The organism is Moritella sp. F3, from assembly GCF_015082335.1.
GTDB lineage: Bacteria > Pseudomonadota > Gammaproteobacteria > Enterobacterales > Moritellaceae > Moritella.
Genome location: NZ_BLRL01000002.1, coordinates 278,983 through 305,741, shown reverse-complemented (window position 1 = coordinate 305,741; position 26,759 = coordinate 278,983). Strand labels below are relative to the sequence as shown.

Sequence of the window (26,759 nt, the reverse complement as noted above, 5' to 3'; positions counted from 1 at the left end):
TTATGCCTCTTGTTTTAGCAGAAAAAAAAGACTAATGCATTGATACAAAACAACATGTATTCGTTGTGCTAAATCCGCAGGTCGTAAGGCAAGGGACGAAAAAGGCACTTAGTTTAAAATAGAAAACGAAGTGTTTTATCGCTTTAGTTTACAGATAAAGAGTTGTTTGTTGAGTTAAGATAAAAAGATGTCCGGTAAAGATAATGCTGGCTGGTGTGCATTTTGTTAGCATTAAGACAATCGCTAAAGTAATCACTAAAGTAAGACTATCAAGGAACTGATGAACATGGATATTGAATCGAGCTATAACACTTTTACATTAACGGTCGAGAACAGCGTCGCGCATTTACAATTTAGCCGCCCTGAGAAATTGAATTCAATGAACTTGGATTTTTGGCGTGAGTTTCCTGCTGCTATCGCAGCACTTTCTATGAGTGATGATCTCCGTGTTTTAGTTATTTCAGCGCAAGGTCCGCATTTTTGCGCAGGGATGGATTTAGAAGTATTCCAAAGTCCTGATAAGTTTCCTATGGGTAAAGATAAAGCCCGTGTTAGCGAGGCTATGCGCCGCTTTGTCATGCAGTTACAGCAAGTGTTTACAGATCTTGAGCAATTACGTGTACCAGTATTAACCGCTATTCAAGGCGGCTGTATTGGTGGCGCGTTAGATTTAATAGCAGCATCAGACATTCGCTATTGTACCCAAGATGCGTTCTTTACCATTAAAGAAGTGGAACTCGGGATCACTGCCGACCTTGGTACATTGCAGCGTTTACCGAGTATTTTACCGCAAGGTATTGTGCGAGAGTTAGCCTACACGGGCCGTAATTTCAGTGCTGCTGAAGCGGATAAGTTTGGGTTGGTTAATCAGGTGTTTGCAACACAAGAGGCGATGTTGGATGGGGTATTACAGATCGCGAGTCAAATAGCTGCGCACTCACCATTGGCGGTAACGGGCAGTAAAGAAATGCTTAATTATAGCCGTGATCATGGTGTTGATGATAGTTTGAAATACATGGCGACTTGGCAATCTGGGATGTTGTGTTTAGAAGAAACAATGAAGATCATGCAAGCGAAAAAGCAGCGTAAAGCGCCTGTGTTAGAGCCGTTACGTAAAGTGACAGGCTTGTTTGCAGAGTAACATAAACAGCTTGTTCGAAGACCTGCTAGAAACATGTGTAGGTCTTCGTTATTGGCTGCTTTATTATCGACAATGACTCGGAATCATCATGGAGGCAGAGTTATAACATATTGTTAAAGAGGTAACCTTCACCTGAGATTGTGATTATTCTATTATTACCAATCACACTTCTGATTTCTGATATCGCGACCACCACTGAAGAATTGCTGACCACCCGGCCTGGCCAGCCAATGTCTTTAATATCTTGTTTGCTAAAAATGATGCCTGCGTTGTTATATAACACATTAATAATATTTCGTTGTGGTCGAGAGATTATCGCCAGCATTAATCCTGTGTCAGAGTCTAAAATAACTTTAGTTTTTGAGGATATGATTTTGCCATCGATCTCAAGTTCATACTCATCTAACATTGTTTTTCGGTCAACTGTGTCATTATCTAACTGCATTATATTCTCTTGTTTTAGTCATATCTTTAAAGTGGGCTTATGGTAATCAACTGCACGAATACTTAGTACAGTAAATCTACTGGTTAAATAATTAAATTATTATTTAATTATTTAACGCGCAGTGCTGAGTGGGTAGGGCGGTTATAGATTAAAGCGTTACTATAAACAATAATGGAAAAATTAATTCAAACAATAATAAAACGCTAATAAACCGTCAATAACCATAAAAATGAAATGCTGATAAAATAAAAAAAGAATACATAATGTGTATCGAGAGCAACGTGAGTGATCAGTAGCAATACTTAAACCTTATATTTAGAGAGACTTATGTTAAGCATTAAAAACAAAACATTATTATCGTGTTTGATTGTGCAATCAAATACTAGCTTATCAATTACCAATCCTGCCACGGCAGCGGTTATAGGGCACATTGCGACGCAAAGTAAAAGTGAAATTAATAGCATTATTGCTGCTGCAGATACAGCGCAGCAACAATGGAAAAAAACCACGGCGAAAGAGCGTGCGATTATTTTATTACGTTGGCATGATCTGATGATGGAAAATCAGGATGATCTCGCAAGAATAATGACATTAGAGCAGGGTAAACCACTTGCTGAATCGAAAGGTGAGGTTGCTTACGGCGCATCATTTTTAGTTTGGTTCGCTGAAGAAGCTAAACGTGCTTATGGTGAAACCATTCCGACACCCGTTGCAGGTCGAAGATTAGCAACAATCAAACAGCCTATTGGTATCGCGACTGCTATCACACCGTGGAACTTTCCGATTGCGATGATCACACGTAAAGCTGCACCAGCGTTGGCTGCAGGCTGTGCATTTATTGGTAAACCTGCGAACCAGACGCCACTGTCTGCGTTTGCTGTTGCTGAGCTTGCCTATCAAGCTGGTGTACCAAAATCGCTTTTCCAGTTAGTTGTGAATGAAGCTTCTAGTTTAGTTGGTGAAGTCTTTTGTGAACATGAGCGTATTAAAAAGTTATCATTTACCGGGTCAACACGCGTTGGCCGTATTTTAATGGCGCAGTGTGCAAAAACGATTAAACGTACATCAATGGAGCTCGGCGGAAATGCCCCTTTTATTGTATTTGAAGATGCCGATCTAGATCTTGCTGTTGCTGGTGCTATGGTCTCTAAATACCGTAATGCCGGTCAGACATGTGTATGTGCTAATAGATTCTATATTCATGACAGTGTCTATGATCAATTTGTCGCTAAGCTAACGGCTGAAGTTGCGAAACTACGTTTAGGTAATGGCTTGGAAGAGGGCGTAACAGTTGGTCCCGTTATTGACGAAAGCGCAAAGAATAATATTAATAGCCTTATTCAAGGCGCTGTAGATCAAGGTGCGAAAGTCGCTATTGGTGGACAGATACTTGATGGAGCATATGTTGACCCAACAATCTTGACGGATGTTCGCCATGATATGGATATTATACAGGAAGAAATTTTTGGCCCTGTTGCTCCAATCGTACGATTTTCTTCTGATGAAGAATTAATTACGATGGCTAATGATAGCATTTATGGCTTAGCAGCTTATTTCTATAGCCAAAACATTAATCGCATTTGGTATGTTGCTGAATCGCTAGAATACGGCATGGTCGGTATTAATGAAGGTTTAATCTCTACTGAAGTAGCGCCATTTGGTGGTGTTAAGCAGTCAGGTATTGGCAAAGAAGGTGCTAAAGAAGGTTTAGATGAATACCTTGTTCAAAAGTATCTTTGTTTTGGTGGTTTAAAGCACTAAGTATATGACGGTTATCCCTTGAGTAAATGTTGATGCTCAAGGGAGTTAAACTTTATATTGATGAACGATAATACTTAGCTTCTAAGTTTAATAGCTGTTGTTTTATATCTAAACCACCCGCATAACCTGTCAGGCTACCGTTTTTACCTATCACGCGGTGACATGGCACAATAATCGATATTGGATTTTTACTATTTGCGCCACCAACAGCTTGCGATGCTTTTGGGTTACCGACAGCGATAGCCAAGTCTTTATAACTCCATGTCTCGCCATAAGGGATAGTCGTGAGTGCCTGCCATACCTTGTTTTGAAATTCAGTACCATTCGCCGCTAACGGAATAGAAAATTCATGACGCTGACCGTTAAAGTATTCTTGCAGCTGAGTTACCGCGAGTTGCAAAATCGGGTGTTCATCGGCTCTCTTCCCAAAGTCACTGAGCTGTCTTGTGTGGCTTTCATACCAAATACCCAGTAAACCATCATCATTACCATGAACAGTGACAGTACCTAATAGACTTTCAAATTGGGTGTATACGTTCATCGTATTGTTTCTCTTGAGGTGGTTAAAGCATTCGGCGCTGTCTTTGTGTGAGGCTGCGCCGTTGATCGATGGAGCTCGTTATTAGCTACGGTCGATACTTGGAATTTGCGACGTGTGCTGTGCTAATGAAAACTCAATCAGTTCAATCATCTTGTCTTGGATCATTGGTAGGCTTCTCGCCTCGACACCAGCTGCTAAAGGTGCATTAAGCGGAGTGCTATAACTGCGGTAGCCTTGCTTAACTGGGATAGACATAGACATCGGGATGCCTTGAGCAACACCACCCCCAATTAGTTCGATTGCTTGTGCTGTGATTAACACGGTTTTAGGGTCGCGTATTGGTTGAAAAATGATACCATTTTCGTCTGAACGCAGCATGATCCCCGATAAATCAGGACGCCAGCTTTCGTCTAACTGTGTCATGAAACGCCATGCACAATGCCAATCTTGGCACACAGACGGTCTTTTGGTGTAGATCTTACAGCCACCTTTTGCCATCAAATTTTCACAAACTTGATCTGCAGGCTTTTTAAAATTGTCATCATCAATATGAAGTACAACGCAACACGCGGTACATTCACCACATTCACGACCAGAAACTAAATGTGATTCGTTGTTTTTACTCAATTATTCCACCTGAAAATTACAATTTAAAAATTAATCGATATAGCTTATCAGCACGCATAAAACAAACGCTGGTAACTTAACACTCAATAATATTCCGACCGTCATACTCAAGTGTATACGTTCATCGAGTTAGGACGGACAAATTTAGCTGGATTATACAGATTTAAGGGCGAGGCGATATAGATTTAAGTCTAGGAGAGGAGCTAGGTAATTCGTAATGGCTATTTTTCCATGCCGAGCCTGACGCGGTAATCACTTTCTATCTCGGTTTTATTACCGCTAAGTGAATGCTTGAATCCGTAATATTACTGATTTTTCTGCCGAACTTTGTATCTATCATATCGGTATATTTTTATGACCCATATTGATGGATACTCTGATGAAAAAAACATTATTAGCATTATTGATTTGTTCGACATACGCTAATGCCAGTGGACTGCTGCTACAAGAAGCGGTTGTTGCTAATGCGGGTACTACAGGTGCCGGTGATGGTGTCTATACCGAAACCGCGACAGCATCCTGGACAAATCCGGCGACGATGACGCACATGGGCGAGCAGAAAACCACGGTGAATATGATGGTGCTGGATCTGCAGATGGATTATACCGATGCAGAACCTGATGCCGATTTGGGGGGTTATACTGGTGATGCCGATGCTGAAACTGTAATGCCTGCCATTGGTATATTCCATGTCGTGCAGGTGAGCGAGGATATCCATTTAGGTATTAACTTTGGTGCGGTTGGTGGATCATCAATTGATTACGGTACTAATTGGGATGGCGGTAATCACTTGGATACCGCGGTCATGACCGCAGTGCAGTTAAACCCGGCCATGAGTTATAAAATTGATAATAATTGGTCGGTTGGTGTTGGTGCACAAATCAACTACGGCATTATCGAAGTGAGCACGTCAGGTTTTGATACCGGAGCGGGTACTGACTGGGCATTTGGCTATAATGCTGGCACGATGTATCAAGCTGATGCATGGGCTGTCGGTTTAAGTTACCGTTCTAAAATTGTGCATGAATTTGACGATGTTGACGTCAGTTTTACTCAATTAAGCCCTGCTCGTTTGAGTGTGGGAACAGAGCTTATCATCCCTGCAATTGCTGATTTAAGTGGTAGTTATGATTTGAATGACAAACTTACGTTACTGTCTTCGGTGCAATTTCACCAGTGGAGCGAATTTAGCGAAACGCCTGTTTATACCGAGCAAGCTACTGATCTTGCCATTGATCGTGACTGGGATGATGTATGGAAGTTTGCTGTCGGCGCTGACTATCAGTTAAACGCTGAGTGGGCATTAAAAGCCGGCTTCTCTTATGAAACATCACCGCAAGATGACCCAACGAAACAGTGGGTTGATTTACCTGTTGGTGAACAGTATCGCTACTCTGTCGGTGCCACGACTTATTGGGATGAAACCCGCATTGATATCTTCTACGAATATGCTGATTTAGGCAACATGGCAATAGATCGTTCTGGTAACAAATATACCCAAATCACAGGCGAGTTCGGCGGCAAGATCCACTTTATCGGTGCTAACGTCACATTTTAAATGCCCTGTAATGTAAGCACTCTTAGATAAAGTTAAGAACGTTACGAAAGTCAGTGTACCTTTTGTTAGGGGCCGCTGACTCTCCGCGCTAGTCCCCCTTTATTGATTAAACAGGTATTTGCCATTTTGATGGCGCTGACAAAACGTAATAAAATCCGCGATAAAAACTTTGCTCAGGCGAGATAAGTGCTTTCTCGATGGATATATTATGTGTAAATCAACTTCAGGGAGTGGGTAATCCACAAGTACTTCTACCAATTCACCCGACTGTAATAGTGGATTAGCAAGCATAGGTGGTAATTCACCTAACATGTCACCGCTACGAATAGCTGAAAGAGAATGTACATAATCACTGGATGTGAACTTGGGGTTAATCTCAATGCAATGCTCCCCTAACTGCCAAGTGATAGCACCATGTCCAAACCGCCATGCAGCAATCGGTAATGAGGCGAGGTCGGCAGGACTTTTGGGTATACCGTGGTTATTAATGAATTTTTGCGAACAGACCACAACGTGGCGGTACTTACCTAGATGCCTTGCGATAGCCGATTGATAATTAACATCACCCACCCGAATCACAATATCAATATCATCATCAATAAAGTCTGTTTTTCTCACCGTACTGAAAATATCTAACTGGATTAGTGGGTAGGTATTATTAAATTGATGAAACATATCATCAAAGACATAAAGGGCTGGTGGAATAGATATGCGTAACTGACCTTTTAGATCTTCTTGTTCTTCTTTAATCGCCTGCTCAGCTTCAAAAATAACATCCAGTCCTGAGCCAGCTCGTTGATACAGTAATTGTCCGACATGAGTGACCGCTAATTTACGCGTGGTGCGGATTAATAATTGCTGATCTAATTGCGCCTCTAGTTCACTCACTCGTCGGCTAACCGTTGCAACCGGAATACTCATTATTTTGGATGCAGCAGAGAAAGAACCGTGCTTCACGACGTTAACAAAAATATTCAAAGAATTGAGATCCATTGACCTTACTCCTTCACTCATGATGGCAATAAAATTTAGATTATCATGAAAAATGGAATAATGATTCTTAAAAGCACCGCTAATTTTACCTGTTGAGTTTGGTTATAGTGTTTGCATTGAAACGAGATACACAAACATTCATCAATAATCTAAACAAATTAATAGGAAGAAAAATATGAAAGCAATTATCGCAACACAAGCTGGTGGCCCTGAAGTATTGGACATCCGTTATGCAGCAGAACCTGTTGTAGCGGCGGGTGACGTTAAAATTCGCGTGAAAGCATTTGGACTAAACAAAGCTGAAACATATTACCGTAATGGTGCGTTCGGTGAGTTAAATGTAGAACTTGCTCCTGGTATCGAAGCGGCTGGTGAAGTCATTGAAGACCCTTCAAACACATTTCAGCCGGGAGACAAAGTGATCACCGCGATGGGGGGGATGATGTTTGCTAGTCATGGTAGCTATGCAGAAATCATCGTCGTTAACAAAACCAATGTACAACGTATTACCAGTGATATTGAGTTTACACAGCTCGCGTCTTTACCGCAGTTATACCTGACGGTATGGGGCGCATTAGACAAAACGTTAAGCATCGCATCAGGCGAAGTATTGTTAGTGCGAGGTGCAACATCTGGACTTGGTCTCGCGGCGTTGGTGTATGCAAAAGCACGTGGACTAACCGTTATTGCGACGACGCGTAATATTGAAAATACCAAGCGCTTACAAACGCTAGGGGCAGATCATGTTGTTATCGATAATGGTGACGTTGCAGAGCAGGTGAGAGCGCTTTATCCACAAGGCGTAGACAAAGCGTTAGATGTTATTGGCGCTGCAGCGGTGAAAGATACCATGAAAGCATTACGACCTTGGGGTGAAGTGACGGTTGTTGGCCTATTAGGTGGTTCGCCAGTGATTGAAAACTTTGGCTTAATGAGCGATTTACCAAGTTCAGTGAAATTAAGCTTCTTCCAAAGTGGCATGCTAGGGAGTGATGCGTTGCCTTTAGATGAGTCACCATTAAATTGGATTTCAGAACAAGTACATACAGGTCAAATGCCTGATATCACTTCGGCAATCTTTAACGCTGAAGACATTCAAAGTGCACATGCCTTAATGGATAGTAATAAAGCCATAGGTAAAATTGTCGTTAAACATTAATTCAGCGTTACGAGTAAGCGGGCTGCTAAAGCCTGCTTATTCCTCATTTAAATTGCAGTAAAGCGAGAAAATAATCATGTTATTCAACAGAAGTTTTAAATTAGCTAACGCCATCATATTACTTTTTATGTGCGTCTATGTAAGTAAAGTCAGCGCGGCAGTATTAGTGAATGAAACAACCAAAATAAGCGTAGTAGAACAAAGTGATGTAGCTCAGATAGAAGCGCTGATGACGTCTTATCAGGACATCTTAAATAATAAAAATGTAGATAATGTTAAAACAGTTTATACCGCAGACGCGCAGTTTATTGGTGACAATTTTCCAACGGCAACGGGGGTTAATAACATTAATGCGCTGTACGGCGACTTCCTGTCGAAATTAGATTTTAATATTCGTTTTGAAATTCTTGAAGTTGCATTAAATAAAGATTTTGGTTTTATTCAAACGATATCTACAGGCAGCATTTCACCTAAAGGTAATGGCAGTCCTAAGGGCGCGCTTGCTGGTAATGAAGAAGCCAATCGTGAAATATTCATCGTGAAGAAAATAACTAATGAATGGCAAATTTATCGTTATATTTTCACTGCAGAGCTGAAATAAAAGCTGAAATAAAAGCTGAATAAATAACGTAGTCAGCATCTCATCCAAATAAATTTAAATAGAGTCAATGAACATGAACACAGAAAAAATGAAGAAAATTTTAGTATCAAAAAATGATGCGTCAGCGTTACCACTGCGTTTAATCGCCGGTATTATTTTTGCTGCCCACGGCAGTCAAAAGCTATTTGCTTGGTTTGGCGGTTATGGCTTAGAGGGGACAGGCCAATGGATGGAATCCATTGGTTTAGCACCTGGGTATTTAATGGCGATGATGGCGGGTAGTGCAGAATTTTTTGGCGGTCTGCTGCTTATTTTAGGCTTACTGACAAGACCAACTGCATTGGTACTTGCGATCACTATGGTCGTTGCCATTTTTAGTACTCATTTTAGCAATGGTTTATTTATGGCGAATAACGGCTATGAATTTGCCTTATCTTTACTTGCGATCACTATTGCGCTGCTGTTGCAAGGTGGCGGTAGATTCGCGTTAGATAATCGTATTGTGAAGACGTTGAATTAATGGCGTGAAATAGAGGATGTTTTCTATATAAAGTGTCTGCTATTGATGTGTTTTAGTTGCCGTCAGGATCCAAGTGTCTTCAATACACTTGGATTTTTTTGTGCCCATGATTACCTTTCCAAATTTGGAAAAGTCATTTTTCATTTTGCTATCTAATCAATAGTCCTGTTATTCGGTATATTTGCCTCATCGAAACGGGATGCATATTTCGTTTGTTATTTATTCAGAATTCAGGAATGACATTATGTTTTTTAGAAACAAAGAAAAAAACCAAGTTTTAAACACGATGAAAGAAAGACGTTCGATTAATACTTTTGAAAGTTCAACATTCATTAGTGACGCTAAAATTGAACAAATAACGCAGTACGCCACCTTGGCACCTAGCGCGTTCAATCTACAGAATTGGCAGTTTACTGCGGTTAAGTCACAAGACGCAAAAACTCAACTTAAGGGCTTGGCGTACGGTCAACAAAAAGTCGAAGACGCTGCCGTCGTGTTTATTGTTTCAGGCTTATTAAAACCACAACAACTTATTGAGCATTCGTTAAAGGCGTCAGCAGAAAATGATGTGTTAACAACCGAGGTCATAGAGGGGTGGATTGGTGCTGTTAATAGTATGTACAGCGAAAACCCTGAAATGCAACGTGATGAAGCCATTCGCACAGCATCACTTGCAAGCATGAACCTAATGCTCGCTGCACAAGCGCTGGGGTTTGTTTCTTGTCCTATGATTGGCTTTGATCCTGCAGGCGTAAAAGACGCGTTTTCATTACCTGAGAACGCAGTACCAGTCATGCTTATTCCCGTTGGGTTTGCTGTAGAAGGTAATTGGCCGCAAAAGCCCCGTCTCGCAGTAAACGAAGTGCTAAATATTATCTAGTCACACGATACTACTCTATTCGTTAAGTAAGAAACAAAATGAAACTATTACCACTGTTCTCTTCAATTATCGCCGTTGCTCTGATTTATCAACCGCTCGCGATTGCTGGTGCGCAATCAACCCCATTGAGAACATATGCTGCTTCACCTTATCAATCGACGTCACTATCAACACAATTGCGATCCGCTTTTCCTGTTGAAGAGACTGAAGTTTTTAGTATGGTGTCGGTGGCCAGTGTTTGGGCTCAAAGTGCCGATTTCAATCTAGATTATTATCAAAACCAGGTTTTTTTTGGTAGCCAGTGGCGATTAAATGAAGATATCTCAATGGAGATAATGTTTCAATTTTCACAGGCTAAAAACAATGGTTTAGATTCATTTGTCATGAACTTTCATGATCTATTTGGTATTGGTCAGAACGGCAGAGAAGAGGCTGGCGAAGATCAATTTAACGTGACTAGCGATACATACAGTATATCAGAGCAGGACTTTGAAAATGATGTACTTGTTAGCGCAGTTCACAGTTATCTTGAATACCACATTTTTGCCAGTGAGGTTGAAGCATTGTCTATCGGGGGGTCTATTTACATGAACGACCTTAACGATGATTCCATTGCATCAAGCAGTTTTGAGCAAGGTGTGCAGCTCAATTACTCGAAAATACGTGGCAATCATGGCTTGTTTTCAACGATAGGCGTAACGCATCGTAAAGATGTCTCGATATTAAACGAAATCAATGTTGACGGAGTAACTGGCGCGTTTGCAATTGGTTATAGCTATCGCTTTGCCAGGCGTCATCAAATACTTTCTGAGTACCATATCTATCAAGGTTTTTTGGATGATGACAGTGAATTTTCGAAAGCATCGCATGAAGTCATCATGGGGTATCGTTACCGCTATAACCAAGTTGTATTAGAGCTTTCTGCGACAGAAAACATTATCAATATGGATAACTCTACCGACATATTATTCTCTGCTGGAATACGTTATTTCTTCAGCGAATAATTATTTTACAGGTCTGATTATACAGGGCCGTTTTAAAGGATTTAGTGAACACGGATGATTCAATACTGAGGTTACAATGAATATAGAAATGAATCCGGTTTTATCAAACCAAACAACGAACGCTGACCAAAATAAGCTAGATCGAACCGCTATTTTACAGACGATGAAAAATATAATTATCACGACCTTGTTGTGTTTATTTGTGATCGCAGTGCAAAGGCTCGATTATTTCTGGTTGGAAAATTCATTAGGTGAACACTCACTGACGGAATTATTTCAGGCGTTATTGTTATTGTTTTCACTATTGTGCTTTTATCAACTCCAACGTCGTAATTGTTTACCGAGAGCGACAATGTTGGTTTGTGGTTTTTTTACTGTTTTGTTAATCAGAGAAATGGATGCCTATTTTGACCTGGTTTTTCATGGGTTTTGGATTTATCCTGCGCTTAATGTTACTTTTTTTAGTGTGGTGTATGCACTACGCGGAAATCACTTAAATGAACAAATGTCGACATTACTCAATGATAAAAATATGCAATCATTGATTACGTTTGTGGTGTTGTTGTTTGTATTTTCAAGGTTATATGGCATGGGGGATTTTTGGGAAGGGGTTATGGGTAGCCAGTATGTCCGTGATGTGAAAAATATTTCCGAAGAGACGATAGAACTACTTTGTTATACGTTCATAGCTTTTTATGCAGGTAAAACCAAAGTATCACAGGCTCATCAATAACGGATAGGTGAAATAGCATAATTTAATCTACAAAAGTGAAATGATTACGCTATTCTCAAGTCTATTACCCTTAGATTTGGGATAACGGAATGGACTTAAATGGATTTAAATTCTTTGTCGAAGTGGTAGAGCAGGGCAGCTTTTCTGCCGCAGCGAAAGAATTAAATACACCGGTGTCTACGGTGAGTAGAAAGGTCAGTGAGTTAGAAGCCTCGATAGGTTCTCGCTTACTTGAGCGTTCAACTAGAAAATTGCGCCTGACCGAGACGGGGCATACCTTATTCGAACATGCTTCTCGCAGCGTTCAAGAAATGGAAGCGGGTGTATACTTTTTACAAGATCGCCAGCAACAGCTTAAGGGCCGTTTAAAAATAGCGATGCCGCCTAGCTTTGAGCCCGCATGGAGCTTACTCGAAGCATTTCAAGACAAATACCCGCAGGTACAGATACAAACATTGGCACTGTCTAGAGCTGTCGATCCTATTGCAGATGGTGTCGATATTGCGGTTCAGTTTGGCCAAACGACAAACCTTTCTTTAGTTAGCCGAGTGATGGCTGCGAATAAACGCAAACTCGTTGCGTCCAAAGCATTCGTTGCCCAGTATGGTACGCCTAAGACACCGCATGATTTGCTTCATTTTTCTTGTCTGGCCTGGGGTAATCCTGCTACCGAGGTTACTTGGCAATTAGGCAATGAAGAAGTCACTTTCGCTCCCTATTCTATGTCGAACGAATTCAGTTTATTGAAATACATGACCTTGAATGGACGAGGTATCGCGCTATTACCACCGTTCTTTTGTAAGGATGAGATAGCGTCAGGTGATTTTATTCATTTACTGCCTGAGCACCCAGCACCAGAGAGTATTGTTCCCATTACCTATCCAAGCAGGAAACAGCTTTCACTCGTTACTCGCACATTCATTGATTTTTCGGCTGAATTTATATTAGAGCATGAAAATGATACGTGGAGCTTACCTAATGCAGTACGTTAATTCGAGACGAAATTAACAAATCATCACCACTTTAAATTTACTATATCGAGGTCTGTATGCTGGATTATAACGCCGCAAAAATATTCATTCATGTGGTGAAACATGGCAGTTTTTCGGGCGCGGCAAAAGAGTTAAGCACGCCAGTATCAACGGTTAGCCGTAAGGTAAGTGAACTAGAAGAACAGCTTAATGTGAGGCTGATGGAACGGACGACTCGTCAATTACGCTTAACAGATTCGGGAAATGATTTTTATGAATATGCCACTCGCAGCATCGATGAACTTGAAACGGGCTTGTTGCATATATTGGAAAAACAAGAAACCCTAAAAGGCTCGTTACGCATAGAATTACCTCCCAGTTTTGAACCCTGGTGGCCGATCTTGAAGCAATTTCAGAACGCACATCCCAATGTGAAATTGAAAATACATCATTCTACCTCTCACCTTGATTTTATTGCTGACGGTATTGATATCGCGGTACGGTTTGGTGAAATAAAAAATGAAAGTTTAATTGCGAGAAAAGTCGCTTTTTCTCAGCGCAGACTTGTTGCGACGCCTGATTTTGTAGCTAAATTCGGCCAACCCAATACGCCGAGTGAGCTCGCCCATTTTAATTGCCTCGCGATTGGCGATATTCATACTGACGTTGAATGGCAAGTAGGTGAAGAGCTGATAAAAATAGACCCTTACACCATTTCCAATGATTTCCGTTTAATCAAGTTTATGACGATTAGTGGCGAGGGGATTGGTTATTTACCACCAGGCTATTATCTTGACGAACTTGAAAATGGAACCTTGGTGCAGGTACTTGAAGATTTTCCCATTCCGATGACAGATATTTCCATTGTTTATCCCAGCCGAAAACAATTATCACGTGTAACGCGTACCTTTATCGATTTTTGTATCGACAACCTTAAAGATAATGAAAAATCGTTATGGCAATGTATTGGAATGCCATAACCTTGGTCGTATTTATATTTTCCATAATACGCCAACAAACATCGTTAGCACGTCTGAATCATAAAAATTGATATTTGAATCAACAGCCGCATACGCGATAGAGCCGAATAAAGAGGCATCTTGCCAACCAAATGGCTTGGCGTATGAGGCAACAATGCTGGCACCTATGTTACCTGCATCACCGACCTCGTTTAAGTTCCATACAGGACTAATCTCATCATATTCACTGTAGCTATAGGTTATTTGACTGACTAACATTAATATTTCGTTGGTGTATAAATAGGTGAGTCCTGCACCATAACGATTATTAGCAAGGGCTTGCCCATCCTTATCAATATCCCCATAAATAAGCTCGGGTTCAAAAATATGATTTTTACTTAGCACCCATAAATAGCTTACTTTAAGATTGGATATCGTGCCTTCGCGCGACAATAATTGCTTTTCTTGTTCAGTAATCAAACCTTGTTCAAGTAAATCACTACCTGAATTTTCATCGTCAATATCAACTTCTTTTCGGGTCAATTCAATACTGAAGCCTTCATTGAACATATTATCCCAACCTAGGCGTATACCTTTGGTATTACGATCTGTCTTGTCGGCATTATCAGTATTAAAAGGATCGGAATAGACATAGGTGGGTAATCGACCAGACGTTAAAACAGCGACTTTACCAATACCACCGTATGACAGGGATTGCCTGATACCGAGTTGTGTTGATAAATCATACTTAACGACGTCCTCCAGTTCGTTACCTATGTAGATCTGCGTCCCCACTGAAGCAAACGTATAATTTACCTCTCCAGTTAAAACAGGTGATACATCAGATTCGTATGAAGGATTATCAAATAAACCATTATTTGAATCATGACTGATGTTTGTCAGTGAATTACCGGCCACTATATTACTGGCAAAGTTGGTGTAGTTTACCCCCGCTAATATAAAACCATTAAAGCCAGATTCCTTCGGCAGAGGTTTTAATGACGTAGCCTCAACCATTAAAGGTGAGAGGCATAAACATAAAGTAAGTAAGTTAATCTGCTTCATTTTGAACCTTATCATTTTCTATTTATATAATTCGACGCGCAAATATAAATAAAAGACAGGCTTTCGACCAGACCACAAAACGAGAATGACTTTCCCGTATTTGAGAAAATACTTAACAAGTGTAATACGATGTAATCAGGTGCTCAGATACGCTTATTATTATCCCAATTATGGAAAACAGTTTCCCCAAAAACCTAAATTATGCAGGCCATTAAATAGTGCTAAAGTATTTCAGTTGGTAATAGATCACGTTAAAAATTGAATTCAATAAGGAGTAATCTATGGGGAAGTTAATCGAAGGTACCTGGTATGACATCGGTTATGAAACCAAGTCAAATGGTGGGCGTTTCACGCGTGAAGATGCAGGCTTTAGAGGCTGGGTTAAGAGCGGTTGCAATAGCGAATTTAAAGCACAATCAGGACGTTACCATTTATTTGTGTCATACGCTTGCCCTTGGGCGCACCGAACCTTAATTTTTATGAAGTTAAAGAAATTGGATACCCATATTGACGTTACCATCGTGAGTCCTGACATGTTATCTGAAGGTTGGACGATGAAACCGCCTGAACCTAACTTTGGTTATACCGCGATGCATCAACTTTATATTCATGCAAAAGAGGATTATACAGGGCGAGTAACGGTTCCTGTATTATGGGATAAAAAAACCAATACGATTGTCAGTAATGAGTCATCTGAAATTATTCGTATGTTTAATTCTGAGTTTAATACGTTAACTGGTAACCATGACAATTATTATCCTACAGTATTACAAAGCACGATTGATGAGTGGAATGACTACATTTACCCTAATATAAACAATGGTGTATACCGCTGTGGTTTAGCTACAACGCAATTAGCTTATGAAGAAGCATTCGACAGTTTATTTTTAGCACTCGACAAAGTAGAGCAACATTTATCGAGTCATAGATACATTGCTGGGGATGTGATTACCGAGGCTGATTGGCGCTTATTTGTGACGTTAATTCGATTTGATGCTGTGTATGTTGGCCACTTTAAATGTAATAAACAGCGTATAGTGGATTATCCTCATTTACATAATTACGTCAAAGAGCTCTACCAAGTAGAAGGAGTCAGGGACGTAACCGATTTTTATCATATCAAACGTCATTATTATTTTAGTCATACCATTATTAATCCAACGCAAATCGTGCCCGCCGGTCCTGAGCTTGATTTAGACAGTGAGCATAATCGAGACATGATAAAAACACAGTGAAGAACTCAAGCCTTAAACATTATTTGTTTAGGGCTTTTTTATACTTATCAACAAAGCTTAGCCATTGTGAGGGGATAATTTTAGAATGACATCTCTATTGCGCGAATATTAATTCGTCTGAAATGTGCGCTAGCAGTCAGCAATGATTTGGGTTTACGTGACAATGTGTAGTATAAAACTAACCAACCACTACTTTCATATAAACTTTAATTACGGTTATGTATTACCCACAAGGATGTTTATGTTTAATTCAACGTTGACGCGTATTTGTTTCATCGCCACGATTTGCTTCACCATGAGCGCTTGCTCTACACGAGAGAGTGCTGATCAATATCGCGGCTCGACTAGCCAGAGACTACTAACCTACAGTATTAACGAACTAGTGTCAGACCTGCCAGATAATAGCTTCACTGAATTGGGTTCACAATCCATCTATGTTCGCACACACTTTATCAGTAAAACAGAAGCGCTTGTTTATGCTGAACAGCGTTTGAAAATGGAGTTAGCTAGTCGTTTCAAGTTGAATTTAGTCGATTCGGCAGCAGAGGCTGATATTGAATTTGATTTCTTTTTCACGTCTTTAGGGACTGACCAAGATGTATATGGCTTAAGTGTGCCGGTATTTTGGGTGAGTACTGACGGGGAAATGCCGTCATTGGACATTCTTGCCGTTCGTATGTACCACGGCGTAAGTGAAATGTACTATTTTATTAAAGATAAAAACACGGGGGTCACCACCGCGCATGATGGTAGCATCGCCCGATCACGCAGTGATAAGTTTTCAACGCCCTTCTTTAGCTTTCCAATTGATAGTTTAAAAGAAAAGTCTGTGCTTGATTAAATAATATTGTAGATGTAGATGTAGATGTAGATGTAGACTGCTTGTTATTGGATAAGGTTAGCAAGTAGTTCTGCTTGGACTAGCAATAAAGCATTGTTGAGATAGATTTTCAGTAGTTTTTGAATGATTTGAAACGTTGTAAAACAGGGGGATGGCGGTGACGGAGAGATTCGAACTCTCGAAAGGTTACCCTTTACACGCTTTCCAGGCGTGCTCCTTCAGCCACTCGGACACGTCACCTAAATAAAATGTTATATAGAATATAACGAGTCGTACTTTAGATAATCACTCTGCAAAGGTCAATAAAAAACTAAGATTTACAGTTTGACTGCTGCATTACTGAACATACATACCGTATTACATATTATTCCTACCATGATTAATTGGCACATAAATCGCATGTTTAATTGTATATTTTATGCGGCAACACTAATTGCCTAAAGTTGTCAGCAGAGCTGACGATATAAATATTATCATTTGTGCGATTAAAGTTATCGCGATTCAAATATCATAAGGATTCATGAGCTGATGAAGATTCAACGTCGCCAAGCATTATTGTTACCTCTATCTCTAGGGATTGCATTCACAAGTTGTTCACTATTGGCGACGGAGTTTGATGCGCGTTCATATGCTATGGGTGGCGTTGGTGTCACGACGGCAGATTATGTCACCGCTTCGTTTCACAACCCGGCAATGGCGGCAAAGCATGACGTACGTGATGACTTTGGCTTACTTGCCCCTGTGATTGGATTACAAATTGATGATGAAGCTGATTTATTTAATGACCTACCGTCTGATCCATTAGAACTTGTTGGTGATAAAGCGTATTACGAAACTGGCTTTGGCCTTGTTGCATCCGTGCCTACACGTTATTACTCCACTAATGTATTTATCAAAGGCTATGCCGATTCATTAGCATTTGCAGATGTAGTTCCCAATGATAGTAATTCTAAAGTAAGCGTATACGCAATTTCTGTTTTAGAATTCGGCATGACTTTTGCGCGTAAGTTTGATACGCGTTACGGTGGTATGCACTTTGGATTTTCACCGAAATATAACATTTTCTCTACTTATAACTACTCTGAAGTTGTTAATGATTTTGATCCCGACAAATACAAAGACGGTGCGAGTAGTGATGATAAAGGGTTTAACCTTGATTTAGGCATGGAGATGGGATTGTTACATGGATTAAGTGTCGGTGCGGCAGTTAAAAACTTGATATCACAGGAAGTGGATTTGAAAACCATGAATAACTCTAGCGCGAGCTATAAGCTGAATCCAGTCGTCACGACCGGAATTAGTTGGACTGGTGATTATGCCATGCTAGCGATGGATATTGATTTAAATGCGGCGCTGGGTTATGAAAATATGAATACATTATCAGGGTTGAGTGATAATTTTGATGATACGCAAATGTTGAAAATTGGTGGTGAAATAGGCTCCGAATCAGCAGTACAGTTCCGCGCAGGTTATATGTACGATTTACAAGGTAATAAAAGCCAGATATTTACCGCTGGTGTAGGCTTATCACCGTTTAATGTTTTCCAACTTGACCTGGCTGCAAGTTATGGTGGTGAAAATAAACTCGGTGTTGCAGCACAAACCATGGTGTGGTTTTAAGAAAATACTTGTATGAGCACTATCTTTGAATGTAAGTATTACCGTTCAATATAATTTGGACATTTACTCTAAGAATATGAAAACTTGAGTTACGTCATGAACTAAAGAGCCTGTTTACTCTACTATCTTGTTATATGGTTTATTATTAATCTAATACAAGGAGTGTTAAGAGATGGCTGAGAATCAAACTGCAACAAACCAATCTACAGTAAAGCAACCACGCGTAATTGTGGAAATCATCGATGAAGTGGCGGTCGTCACCCTCAATCGAGGTGCTAAATATAATGCACTCGACATGGATATGTTTCATGCATTAGATAATACAGCGACAGAACTTGCTGATAACAAAGCCATCCGAGCAGTGATCGTTCGCGGTGATGGTAAGGTATTCTGCGCTGGCCTTGATGTTAAAAGTATTATCAAAAATCCCCTCAATCCCGGCAAACTATTAAAACGTGAAGAAGGCGAACTCGCTAATCTGGCTCAAAAAGTCGGTTATCTGTGGCGCCAAATTCCAGTACCTGTCATTGCGGTGACACACGGTGTGTGTTTTGGTGGCGGATTACAAATAGCACTCGGCGCTGATTTTCGTTACAGCACTGCAGATTGCGAATTTTCAGTGATGGAAATTAAATGGGGATTAATCCCTGATATGAGCGGTATGGTGACCATGCGTGAACTAACGCGCATTGATATTGCCAAAGAACTCACCATGACAGGACGTAAATTTAGCGGCACTGAAGCTGAGAAATATGGATTAGTGACACATGTTTGTGACGATCCAATGGCTGCGGCTATGACCTTTGTTGATAGCATAAAAACACGTTCTCCAGACGCTATTGTGGCGGCTAAATCATTATTGAATGAGTCATGGGTTGCATCAGAGCAAGCAGCCCTCGTACTCGAAACCCAAACACAGAAAAAAGTCATGGGAAAGTGGAATCAAATTGCGGCAGTAACTCGTAATTTTATCAAAAAATCATTACCCTATAGAAAACGTAGTATTTAACAGGCGATCTTATAACTATGTCCCAATTGAATATAAAAGCATTATTAGAACCTTCGTCAATAGCCGTTATTGGTGCTAAAAATAGCACTGAGAGTATTGGTTATTGGGTCGTTAAAAATTTAATAGCCAGTCAGTATGATGGTCCGATTATGCCGGTATCATTAAAGGCTAATAATGTCTGTGGGATTTTAGCATACGAGAAACCAAGTGATTTACCGATAGCGCCCGATCTCGGTGCTATTTGTACGCCGATCCGCTTTGCACCGAAAATTATCAAAGAGCTTGGTGAAATAGGCTGTAAAGCGGTTATTTTATTTAGTGACGAACCCTATGAAGGCAATGCTGAGACTTGGGAAAAAATCGGCTTGATTGCGGCAAAATACAATATTCGTGTATTAGGTCCGAGCAGCTTAGGGGTATTGAACCCACGGTTAAAATTAAATGTCAGTGTCGCTCACGTCGCGCCACCTGCCGGTGATGTGGCGGTGATTTCTCAATCTGCGGCATTTGCTACCTCGATGATCGATTGGGCTGAAACACGTGGTGTGGGCTTCTCTTGTTTCATTTCTATTGGTACCCGTATTGATGTGAACTTTGCTGATTTAATCGATTATTTAAGTCGTGATCGTTTTACTAAATCGATAGCCTTGTATGTTGATAATATTATCGATACACGTCGCTTTATGTCTGCAGCCAGAGCCGCGGCATTTAAAAAGCCGATTGTGGTGGTTCGTTCAAGTTCAAACATTGGTGGGCCAACCGAACAATTACAAGACCGCCGAAATAAAATATCTTATAACACTGCGTATACAGCGGCATTCCAACGATCGGGCATGCTCCGAGTGAATGATACGTTTGAATTATTGTCGGCGATCAAAACGGTTGCCACGATCAAACGTTCTGTACGTGGTGATAAAATGCTGATCATCTCTAACGGTGGTTCGCCTGCCTATATGGCGATCGATGTATTAATCAAATCAGGCTGTAAGTTAGCTGAACTGAGTTATGAAACCGAACAGAAATTGTTAAAAGCATTTCCGGGTAAAATCACCGCGATGAACCCGATCAATATTCTGGGTGGTGTGGATGCGCAGGCATACAGTAAAGTGATTGATATTGTCCTTGAAGATGCAAAGTACGATGCGCTACTGATTATTCATGCGCCACAAGTGACTGAGTCATGTCAGGCGACAGCTGAAAAACTGATCCCACAGCTCGTTAAAAATAATAAAAAAGGCCCGATTATATTCACTTCATGGATGGGTGAAACAAGTGGTCGAATTGCCCGCCAGACGTTAATTAAAGCCGGTATCCCATCTTATGGCACACCAGAAGTCGCGGTGAATGCGTTTAACTACATTGTTAAATTTAGACGTCACCAAAAGCAACTTATTCAAACACCAGAAACGTTAGCGGATCTAAATCCAGATGTGATGACTGACGCGAAGATGATGATTGATAAAGCCATGCGTAAGGGCGTCAAAGAACTCAATGAAAAGGGGATCAACTTACTGCTCAGCGCTTATGGTATTACCTCTGATACGACATTATCACGCGATGAAATTAATAAATTCAGAATTGAAGTCATTGATGATGCAGCGTTTGGCCCTATTATCTGTTTGGGTGAAGCAGGTGGTGATTGGGATATCGATCTAGATGCTGGCGTCGCCTTGCCACCGTTAAACATGGCGTTATCACGTTATCTTGTTGTTGGCGCAATCAAGCAAGGTATTATCCGTGAGCGTAGTTTATCAGTGCGTTTAAACATGGACGGTTTGTGTGAAATATTAACCCGTATCTCGCAAATGATTATTGATTTCCCGATGATTAAATCGCTCTTGTTAGAGCCATTAGCATTAGGTCGTACGGCATATAACATCAAGACTGAAAACGTTAAAATTGGTTTACGTGGTCGTCGTTCACAGCAAAAATTAGCAATATTACCTTATCCGAAAGAGCTGGAAAGTATCTACACCATGAAAAATGGTAAAGGGGTACTGTTAAGACCGATTCGTCATGAAGATGAACCGCAGCATCAAGTCTTTGATTCTTCACTTACCGCTGATGATCGTTATTTACGTTACTTTGGCGCACGTTCTAAGTTCACTCATTTCGAAATGGCGATGCTAACGCAAATTGATTACGAGCGTGAGATGGCGTTTATTGCCAGCGCTAAAAATCCGATGGGGCAGTCTGAAACCTTAGGGGTTGTACGGGCTATCTTTGATTGGGATAGTGGTGAAGCTGAATTTGCTATTTCAGTACGATCTGATTTGAAAGGTCAGGGCTTAGGTAAAGCGCTGATGTTGAAGATTATTGAGTTTTGTCGTCAATCGGGCTTAAAAACCATGGTGGGGTTCACCATGCCAACCAATTCCGGGATGATTAAATTAGCAAAATATTGTGGCTTTAAAGTGGTAATGGATTATCGTGAAGGCAACGCAGATTTAAAATTAAAGCTAAATGATTAATTTACAACGTATCAACCTAAACTTATTACTCAGTTTGCAGTACTTGTTGCAAGAACAGCAAGTCACTGCAGCGGCGCAACGGCAATTTATTACCCAGTCGGCAATGAGCAAAAACCTGGCTAAATTACGCGAGATATTTGCCGATCCCTTGCTGATAAAAATGGATAATAAAAGCCAGTTGACTGAAAAAGCCAAGCAGTTAAAACCAGTATTAGCGCAGATCCTAAATAACATCGATGGTCTGTTAGTGACGGGCGGTTTTGATCCTTTGCAATCGCAACGTGAGTTTACGATCGCTTCCACCGACTATGTGACCGATTATATTCTGCCAGTTGCAGTGGCGCACCTATACCAACAAGCACCGAATATTAAACTTAACCTGACGTATTGGGATAAGTTTACCTTGGCTGCGATGGAACGTGGTGAGATTGATTTAGGCGCGACGATCATTCGTCCTGAACATAAACACCTTTCGTACTTACCGCTAGAGCAAGACAGCTATGTGTGTATTATGCGTCAGGGACATCCGTTAGAGCAGGTGCCATTAACACTGTCTAATTACACCCAATATCCACACGGTATTATTACCTCGGGCGCAGACAAATCCAGTGATATTGACGTGGCATTGTCGGCGCAGGGGCTATTTAGGGATGTAGCATTACGCATTCCATCTTACTCTTCGGCTTTTAGTATTATTGCTAAAACAGACCATTTATTGACCATTCCTAATTCGATAGCCGATAAACTCATCATTGGCGAGCAGTTCACGCGAAAAAAATTACCCATTAAATTACCGATTTTACAGGCTGCAATCATCTGGCATCCGCGTTTTGACCATGATCTGGCGCATAAATGGCTGCGTGACGAACTACATGCTCAATTAAGTAGCAATATTCCAAATGGGACTATCGAGGAGTAAAAGAAGTCATTTTATTCATTTCAATATGCGTTCTATTATAATTGTAACGCAATGGAATGGTGAGCCTCATGTACGAAATTATAGTGTCTTTATTAATTATCAACTTCTTTGGTATGCTCAGCCCAGGGCCTGACATGATGTTAGTTTTAAAATACGGTAGCCTCAATGCTAAACGTGCTGCCTGGTACTGTGTTGGTGGCATCATTAGTGGTCTAGCTGTGCACATGATGTTAGGTTTATTCGGTATTTCATTATTGATCTCAAGCAACCCAATGTTATTCAATGTCGTACGTTGGTTAGGTGCTGCTTACCTTATTTATATTGGTATTAAATCACTGCGTGCTGGTAAAAGCGAAATTGAAGTGGATGCGGGTACGTTAAACTACCGTCCATTAAAAGCGTATTTAGATGGCTTATTGTGTAATTTGTTAAACCCTAAAATATTGATGTTTATGGTGGCTGCATTCAGTCAGGTAATTGCACCTGAAACACCAACGTCAGATAAATTATTAATCAGCTTATCTATCTTTGTAGAAACAGCCGTACTGTGGTCGTGTTTCATTATCTTGCTGAATCGCGGCACGCTAAAACAAATGTTGAATCGTTATCAAGACAAAATTAATAAAGCGACAGGTGGTCTACTGATCACACTGGGTGGCTTTATTGGTCTAAGTAGTTAATGAGTTAATCGCGAAGCAGTTAAGATGCGTTAACGATAAATTGATAAAATAAAGGCGCTGTGGGTGGATACCGACAGCGCCTTTTTTGTGCTTTTAATTTAGTACTTAAGATTTAGAGTGAAGAGCTTAAAGCTCAAAGATATTACTCTGTTGTTGGAAGGTTTCTACATCCGTAATATAGGTACCTTCAAACTTGTCTACAGCGCGTTCTTCGTATTCATCGACGTCTGTATCCTGCGCGTGTACTGGGCCCGCCGTAGCCATGATCAAGCGATCTGACGTGCGAGACTTTAATTCCACCATGAAGCGGATAAGGTCGACGCGTTCTATTTTCTCTAATTCTTCTGCGATCTTATCAGACTTATTAAAATCGCCATCTTTAATGCCAATCGAATGCCACAGACGCTTACTTTTACCGTTTATATTACTGTCTGGTTCGCGTAGCTTTGAGATTAAGCCTTGCTTACTCGATTGCCATTGCTGCTCGGTAAACGAGATCATCCCGAATGGGAAGAAATCAATAAAGTCATTGATTGCATCAAGTAGCTTGGTTGGCGGGGTATGTGGCGATTGCACATAGAACATCAACCCTGCATGACGGTTAAGCGGAATGTTACCTGTACCGACGACATAGCCGAGTTGTTGTTGGGTGCGCAGCTCATAGAAGAACTTCGATGACATCACATGATTGGCTAAGCTGTAATAGGCTAACTCTTTCGGTGATATTTTCGGTGCTTGATAATACACAATCAGCGCCGCATCGTTATGCTCGACAGCGACTTCATGCACCAAAGAACCGGTATCACGAATATCCACCAGTTTACGAATTGTTTCTTTACCTGGTGTACTTATCGGGTGCAGTTTTTCTTTGATGTATTGGCTTATTTCTAGGGCTTGGGACTGATGCCAATCACCGTGGACCAATACTTCGACACTGATGTTTTGATATACCTTTTCCAGATACTCTGGTAACTGTTCTTGCTTAATACTCGTCAAGGCTTTGGCTAAGCGCTCGCTCGATGGATTATTGGGTTGCAGTACAGAGGTTAATTCTGAAAATAATCGGTTGATCGGTTTCGCTTGTTTGTGGTTTTCCCATGAAATCAGTAGCTGATTACGAATACTGGCAAACGTCTCATTGTCCACGGCTTGTAAGTGGCGATGACCAATGAGTAATTTTAACAACTCAAGCTGTTTCTGAGCAAAGCCAGCAAGATGTAAGGTAAAGCCGCCTTGATGGGCATAAATATGGTAATTAATACCGGCAATCTCAGCTTGATAAGTGAGGCTGTTTAATTGCTCCATCAATAGTTCGACAGCTAACCGAGTCATGGCAATGTTATGGGTATTAGCGATGGCATATTCACTGTCAATGGAAATGAAGATATTCCCTTTCGGCAGATGGAACTCATGCTCTTGCATAAACCAGGTTTTAAAACCGTCACTTTTATCAATCAAGGTTGGTTTGTCACTGAGGTTGGCTTTATCCAGCGCTAGCGCTTCTAGTGATGAGCTCATGAACAGGTTTTTAATCGGTAGCGCAAAGTGTGCGTTCATCTCGACATCGGCCCAGCGTTGTTTTTGGCACGCTGAAAATGCATCGACACGATAAGGGGTGTCATACCAAGCTGCTTTTTTATCTGTTTCTAAGTTTGGCGCAGACACCATTAAACGCATATTGCTGGCATTAAGCTGCTGTAAGAAGAAACGACAAGCTTCGATATCAAAGCCTGTCATCATGTAATCACCGTAAATGACATGCTCAGGTTGATAGATGTGTAGGTTTTGCGACAGGTGTGAAACGTTTTTAATTGCAGGTATTTTTTCTTGATAGCGAAATGCTTGTTCTAGGAAGTTTTTCTTTTCGTCATAACGCCAAGCCTGTAGACCTTGTTCTGCGATCAGTTTGATATATTGCAAACAGCATTTAACAATATCGGAAATATGTTCAAAGCCCTCACTGGTTAGGCCTACGATGACATTATAATCTTTGAAATTGGCGCCTGTTTGACCACTGCCAGCCGATAGTGCTGTGACCCAACCTTTATGTTTTAGCAATGACAGTAAACTACCTTCGGTTTCATCACCGATTAATTGACTGATATAACTCAGTGGCTTGATCTGGTAGTAAGGCAGGATATTGCCCAAGGGAAAACAGATATACAATTTCTTGTGACCGCTAAGGGATTCAACCCAAATAGTCTGCTGTAATTGTGCTGCGGTATAGAGCGGGGTAGCTAAAGGCACTGCATTGATGCCGCGATTCGGTACTGCTGAAAACATGTCTCTGAGCATGTACTCTTGCTTATCTAATGTTTGATCAGACTGGATCACAAGCTTCATTAAAGAGGCGCAGTAATGCTGCTGGTAAAATCGTAACAACTCATCGCGTAAGGTGTAGTGTTCAGTATCTGATAATGTCGAGAGGTTACCCACTGAAAATTTACTGAAAGGATGGGTAGGATTAACGGTTTCTTTATGTGCTTGATAGAAACGCCGTACGTCATCTTTAAGCTTGAGCTTATATTCAGAATCAACAGCATGGCGTTCTCGCTCTAACAAGTCGGCATTAAAGCTGGGCGCAATAAAAAATTGCGCAAAACGATCAAGCGCGTTATGGAAATAGCTGTTGTTAATGTCAAAGTAATAGTTGGTGTATTCGGTCCCTGTCCAAGCGTTGTTACTGCCGCCATGCATGGAAATAAACGATTGGTATTCACCTGGTTTAGGGTATTTTTCGGTGCCGAGAAATAACATATGTTCGAGTAAGTGCGCGAGGCCTTCATGTTGCAGTGGATCATCAAAATGACCGACGGCAACAGACATGGACGCGGCTGATTTTTTACATTGTTCATCTTGGATCAGTAATACAACTAAACCATTTGGGAGCGTGATGTGGCGATATTGTTTGTAATCATTAGGGCTAGTTATCAAGGCGAGTGCTCCATGTGATGACTGCATTAGTGTGAGAATTTAAATAAGATCGACTTCAAAGTATAGCCAATCACAAATGCAGTAATGAATGC

The 26,759-nt window shown here is 40.8% G+C and carries 24 protein-coding genes and 1 tRNA gene; 18 read left to right on the top strand and 7 right to left on the bottom strand.

The window, feature by feature from the left end:
- The first annotated feature begins 286 nt into the window (after positions 1 to 286).
- Positions 287 to 1,141 (top strand): crotonase/enoyl-CoA hydratase family protein, encoded by an 855-nt coding sequence (locus JFU56_RS04475; protein WP_198436082.1) that lies wholly within the window; start codon positions 287 to 289, stop codon positions 1,139 to 1,141.
- A gap of 100 nt (positions 1,142 to 1,241) precedes the next feature.
- On the opposite strand, the gene JFU56_RS04470 is transcribed toward JFU56_RS04475, so the two are convergent.
- Complete coding sequence (locus JFU56_RS04470) at positions 1,242 to 1,586, bottom strand: winged helix-turn-helix domain-containing protein (protein ID WP_198436081.1); 345 nt, start codon at positions 1,584 to 1,586, stop codon at positions 1,242 to 1,244.
- Between the two features lie 327 nt (positions 1,587 to 1,913).
- Here JFU56_RS04470 and JFU56_RS04465 point away from each other — a divergent pair, with 327 nt between their 5' ends.
- A complete protein-coding gene (locus tag JFU56_RS04465) occupies positions 1,914 to 3,347 on the top strand; it encodes an NAD-dependent succinate-semialdehyde dehydrogenase (RefSeq protein WP_198436080.1) in 1,434 nt (477 codons plus the stop codon).
- Positions 3,348 to 3,399: 52 nt separating this feature from the next.
- On the opposite strand, the gene JFU56_RS04460 is transcribed toward JFU56_RS04465, so the two are convergent.
- On the bottom strand, positions 3,400 to 3,888 hold the full coding sequence (locus JFU56_RS04460; RefSeq protein WP_198436079.1) for a methylated-DNA--[protein]-cysteine S-methyltransferase: 489 nt from the start codon (positions 3,886 to 3,888) through the stop codon (positions 3,400 to 3,402).
- An 81-nt stretch (positions 3,889 to 3,969) separates the two neighbouring features.
- A complete protein-coding gene (locus JFU56_RS04455) occupies positions 3,970 to 4,515 on the bottom strand; it encodes a hypothetical protein (protein ID WP_198436078.1) in 546 nt (181 codons plus the stop codon).
- 379 nt (positions 4,516 to 4,894) lie between these two features.
- Between JFU56_RS04455 and JFU56_RS04450 the strand changes: the two genes are divergently transcribed.
- The gene (locus tag JFU56_RS04450) at positions 4,895 to 6,073 is read left to right on the top strand and encodes an OmpP1/FadL family transporter (RefSeq protein WP_198436077.1); all 1,179 of its coding nucleotides are present in this window, start codon (positions 4,895 to 4,897) and stop codon (positions 6,071 to 6,073) included.
- A gap of 99 nt (positions 6,074 to 6,172) precedes the next feature.
- Here the strand turns inward: JFU56_RS04450 and JFU56_RS04445 are convergent, their stop codons facing one another.
- Positions 6,173 to 7,066 carry a LysR family transcriptional regulator gene (locus JFU56_RS04445; protein ID WP_198436076.1) on the bottom strand — a complete coding sequence of 298 codons (894 nt, stop codon included), beginning with the start codon at positions 7,064 to 7,066 and terminating at the stop codon, positions 6,173 to 6,175.
- A gap of 175 nt (positions 7,067 to 7,241) precedes the next feature.
- Here JFU56_RS04445 and JFU56_RS04440 point away from each other — a divergent pair, with 175 nt between their 5' ends.
- The 8 genes from JFU56_RS04440 to JFU56_RS04405 all read left to right on the top strand — a co-directional run bounded on the left by JFU56_RS04440 (position 7,242) and on the right by JFU56_RS04405 (position 13,914).
- Complete coding sequence (locus tag JFU56_RS04440; protein WP_198436075.1) at positions 7,242 to 8,225, top strand: zinc-binding dehydrogenase; 984 nt, start codon at positions 7,242 to 7,244, stop codon at positions 8,223 to 8,225.
- 76 nt (positions 8,226 to 8,301) lie between these two features.
- On the top strand, positions 8,302 to 8,826 hold the full coding sequence (locus JFU56_RS04435) for a hypothetical protein (protein WP_198436074.1): 525 nt from the start codon (positions 8,302 to 8,304) through the stop codon (positions 8,824 to 8,826).
- Between the two features lie 73 nt (positions 8,827 to 8,899).
- Positions 8,900 to 9,346: a DoxX family protein gene (locus JFU56_RS04430; protein WP_198436073.1), complete on the top strand. Its 447-nt coding sequence runs from the start codon at positions 8,900 to 8,902 to the stop codon at positions 9,344 to 9,346.
- 244 nt (positions 9,347 to 9,590) lie between these two features.
- On the top strand, positions 9,591 to 10,226 hold the full coding sequence (locus JFU56_RS04425) for a nitroreductase family protein (protein WP_198436072.1): 636 nt from the start codon (positions 9,591 to 9,593) through the stop codon (positions 10,224 to 10,226).
- A 38-nt stretch (positions 10,227 to 10,264) separates the two neighbouring features.
- Entirely contained in the window at positions 10,265 to 11,230 is a 966-nt protein-coding gene (locus JFU56_RS04420; RefSeq protein ID WP_198436071.1) for a DUF3187 family protein, read from the top strand.
- Between the two features lie 76 nt (positions 11,231 to 11,306).
- The gene (locus tag JFU56_RS04415) at positions 11,307 to 11,963 is read left to right on the top strand and encodes a hypothetical protein (protein ID WP_198436070.1); all 657 of its coding nucleotides are present in this window, start codon (positions 11,307 to 11,309) and stop codon (positions 11,961 to 11,963) included.
- A gap of 89 nt (positions 11,964 to 12,052) precedes the next feature.
- Positions 12,053 to 12,955, top strand: coding sequence for a LysR family transcriptional regulator (locus JFU56_RS04410; protein ID WP_198436069.1), 903 nt, complete (start codon positions 12,053 to 12,055; stop codon positions 12,953 to 12,955).
- A 56-nt stretch (positions 12,956 to 13,011) separates the two neighbouring features.
- A complete protein-coding gene (locus JFU56_RS04405; protein ID WP_198436068.1) occupies positions 13,012 to 13,914 on the top strand; it encodes a LysR family transcriptional regulator in 903 nt (300 codons plus the stop codon).
- A gap of 12 nt (positions 13,915 to 13,926) precedes the next feature.
- Here the strand turns inward: JFU56_RS04405 and JFU56_RS04400 are convergent, their stop codons facing one another.
- Positions 13,927 to 14,958: a DUF2860 family protein gene (locus JFU56_RS04400; protein WP_198436067.1), complete on the bottom strand. Its 1,032-nt coding sequence runs from the start codon at positions 14,956 to 14,958 to the stop codon at positions 13,927 to 13,929.
- A gap of 281 nt (positions 14,959 to 15,239) precedes the next feature.
- Here JFU56_RS04400 and JFU56_RS04395 point away from each other — a divergent pair, with 281 nt between their 5' ends.
- Together JFU56_RS04395 and JFU56_RS04390 are read left to right on the top strand one after the other, a co-directional pair.
- Positions 15,240 to 16,193, top strand: coding sequence for a glutathione S-transferase family protein (locus JFU56_RS04395; RefSeq protein WP_198436066.1), 954 nt, complete (start codon positions 15,240 to 15,242; stop codon positions 16,191 to 16,193).
- 241 nt (positions 16,194 to 16,434) lie between these two features.
- Positions 16,435 to 17,034 (top strand): hypothetical protein, encoded by a 600-nt coding sequence (locus tag JFU56_RS04390; protein WP_198436065.1) that lies wholly within the window; start codon positions 16,435 to 16,437, stop codon positions 17,032 to 17,034.
- A 152-nt stretch (positions 17,035 to 17,186) separates the two neighbouring features.
- Here JFU56_RS04390 and JFU56_RS04385 read toward each other — a convergent pair.
- Positions 17,187 to 17,274: transfer RNA gene (locus JFU56_RS04385), tRNA-Ser, on the bottom strand.
- Positions 17,275 to 17,562: 288 nt separating this feature from the next.
- On the opposite strand from JFU56_RS04385, the gene traF reads away from it, so the two are divergent.
- The 5 genes from traF to JFU56_RS04360 all read left to right on the top strand — a co-directional run bounded on the left by traF (position 17,563) and on the right by JFU56_RS04360 (position 23,733).
- Entirely contained in the window at positions 17,563 to 18,654 is a 1,092-nt protein-coding gene (traF, locus tag JFU56_RS04380) for a conjugal transfer protein TraF (RefSeq protein WP_198436064.1), read from the top strand.
- A gap of 172 nt (positions 18,655 to 18,826) precedes the next feature.
- The gene (locus JFU56_RS04375) at positions 18,827 to 19,663 is read left to right on the top strand and encodes a crotonase/enoyl-CoA hydratase family protein (protein WP_198436063.1); all 837 of its coding nucleotides are present in this window, start codon (positions 18,827 to 18,829) and stop codon (positions 19,661 to 19,663) included.
- 17 nt (positions 19,664 to 19,680) lie between these two features.
- Complete coding sequence (locus tag JFU56_RS04370) at positions 19,681 to 22,134, top strand: bifunctional acetate--CoA ligase family protein/GNAT family N-acetyltransferase (RefSeq protein WP_198436062.1); 2,454 nt, start codon at positions 19,681 to 19,683, stop codon at positions 22,132 to 22,134.
- The gene (locus tag JFU56_RS04365) at positions 22,127 to 23,053 is read left to right on the top strand and encodes a LysR family transcriptional regulator (protein WP_198436061.1); all 927 of its coding nucleotides are present in this window, start codon (positions 22,127 to 22,129) and stop codon (positions 23,051 to 23,053) included. Before JFU56_RS04370 ends, JFU56_RS04365 begins: the two co-directional genes overlap by 8 nt.
- Positions 23,054 to 23,121: 68 nt before the next feature.
- Entirely contained in the window at positions 23,122 to 23,733 is a 612-nt protein-coding gene (locus tag JFU56_RS04360; protein WP_019439463.1) for a LysE family translocator, read from the top strand.
- Between the two features lie 126 nt (positions 23,734 to 23,859).
- Here JFU56_RS04360 and JFU56_RS04355 read toward each other — a convergent pair whose 3' ends face one another.
- Positions 23,860 to 26,667: an insulinase family protein gene (locus JFU56_RS04355; protein WP_242065849.1), complete on the bottom strand. Its 2,808-nt coding sequence runs from the start codon at positions 26,665 to 26,667 to the stop codon at positions 23,860 to 23,862.
- Positions 26,668 to 26,759 lie beyond the last annotated feature (92 nt).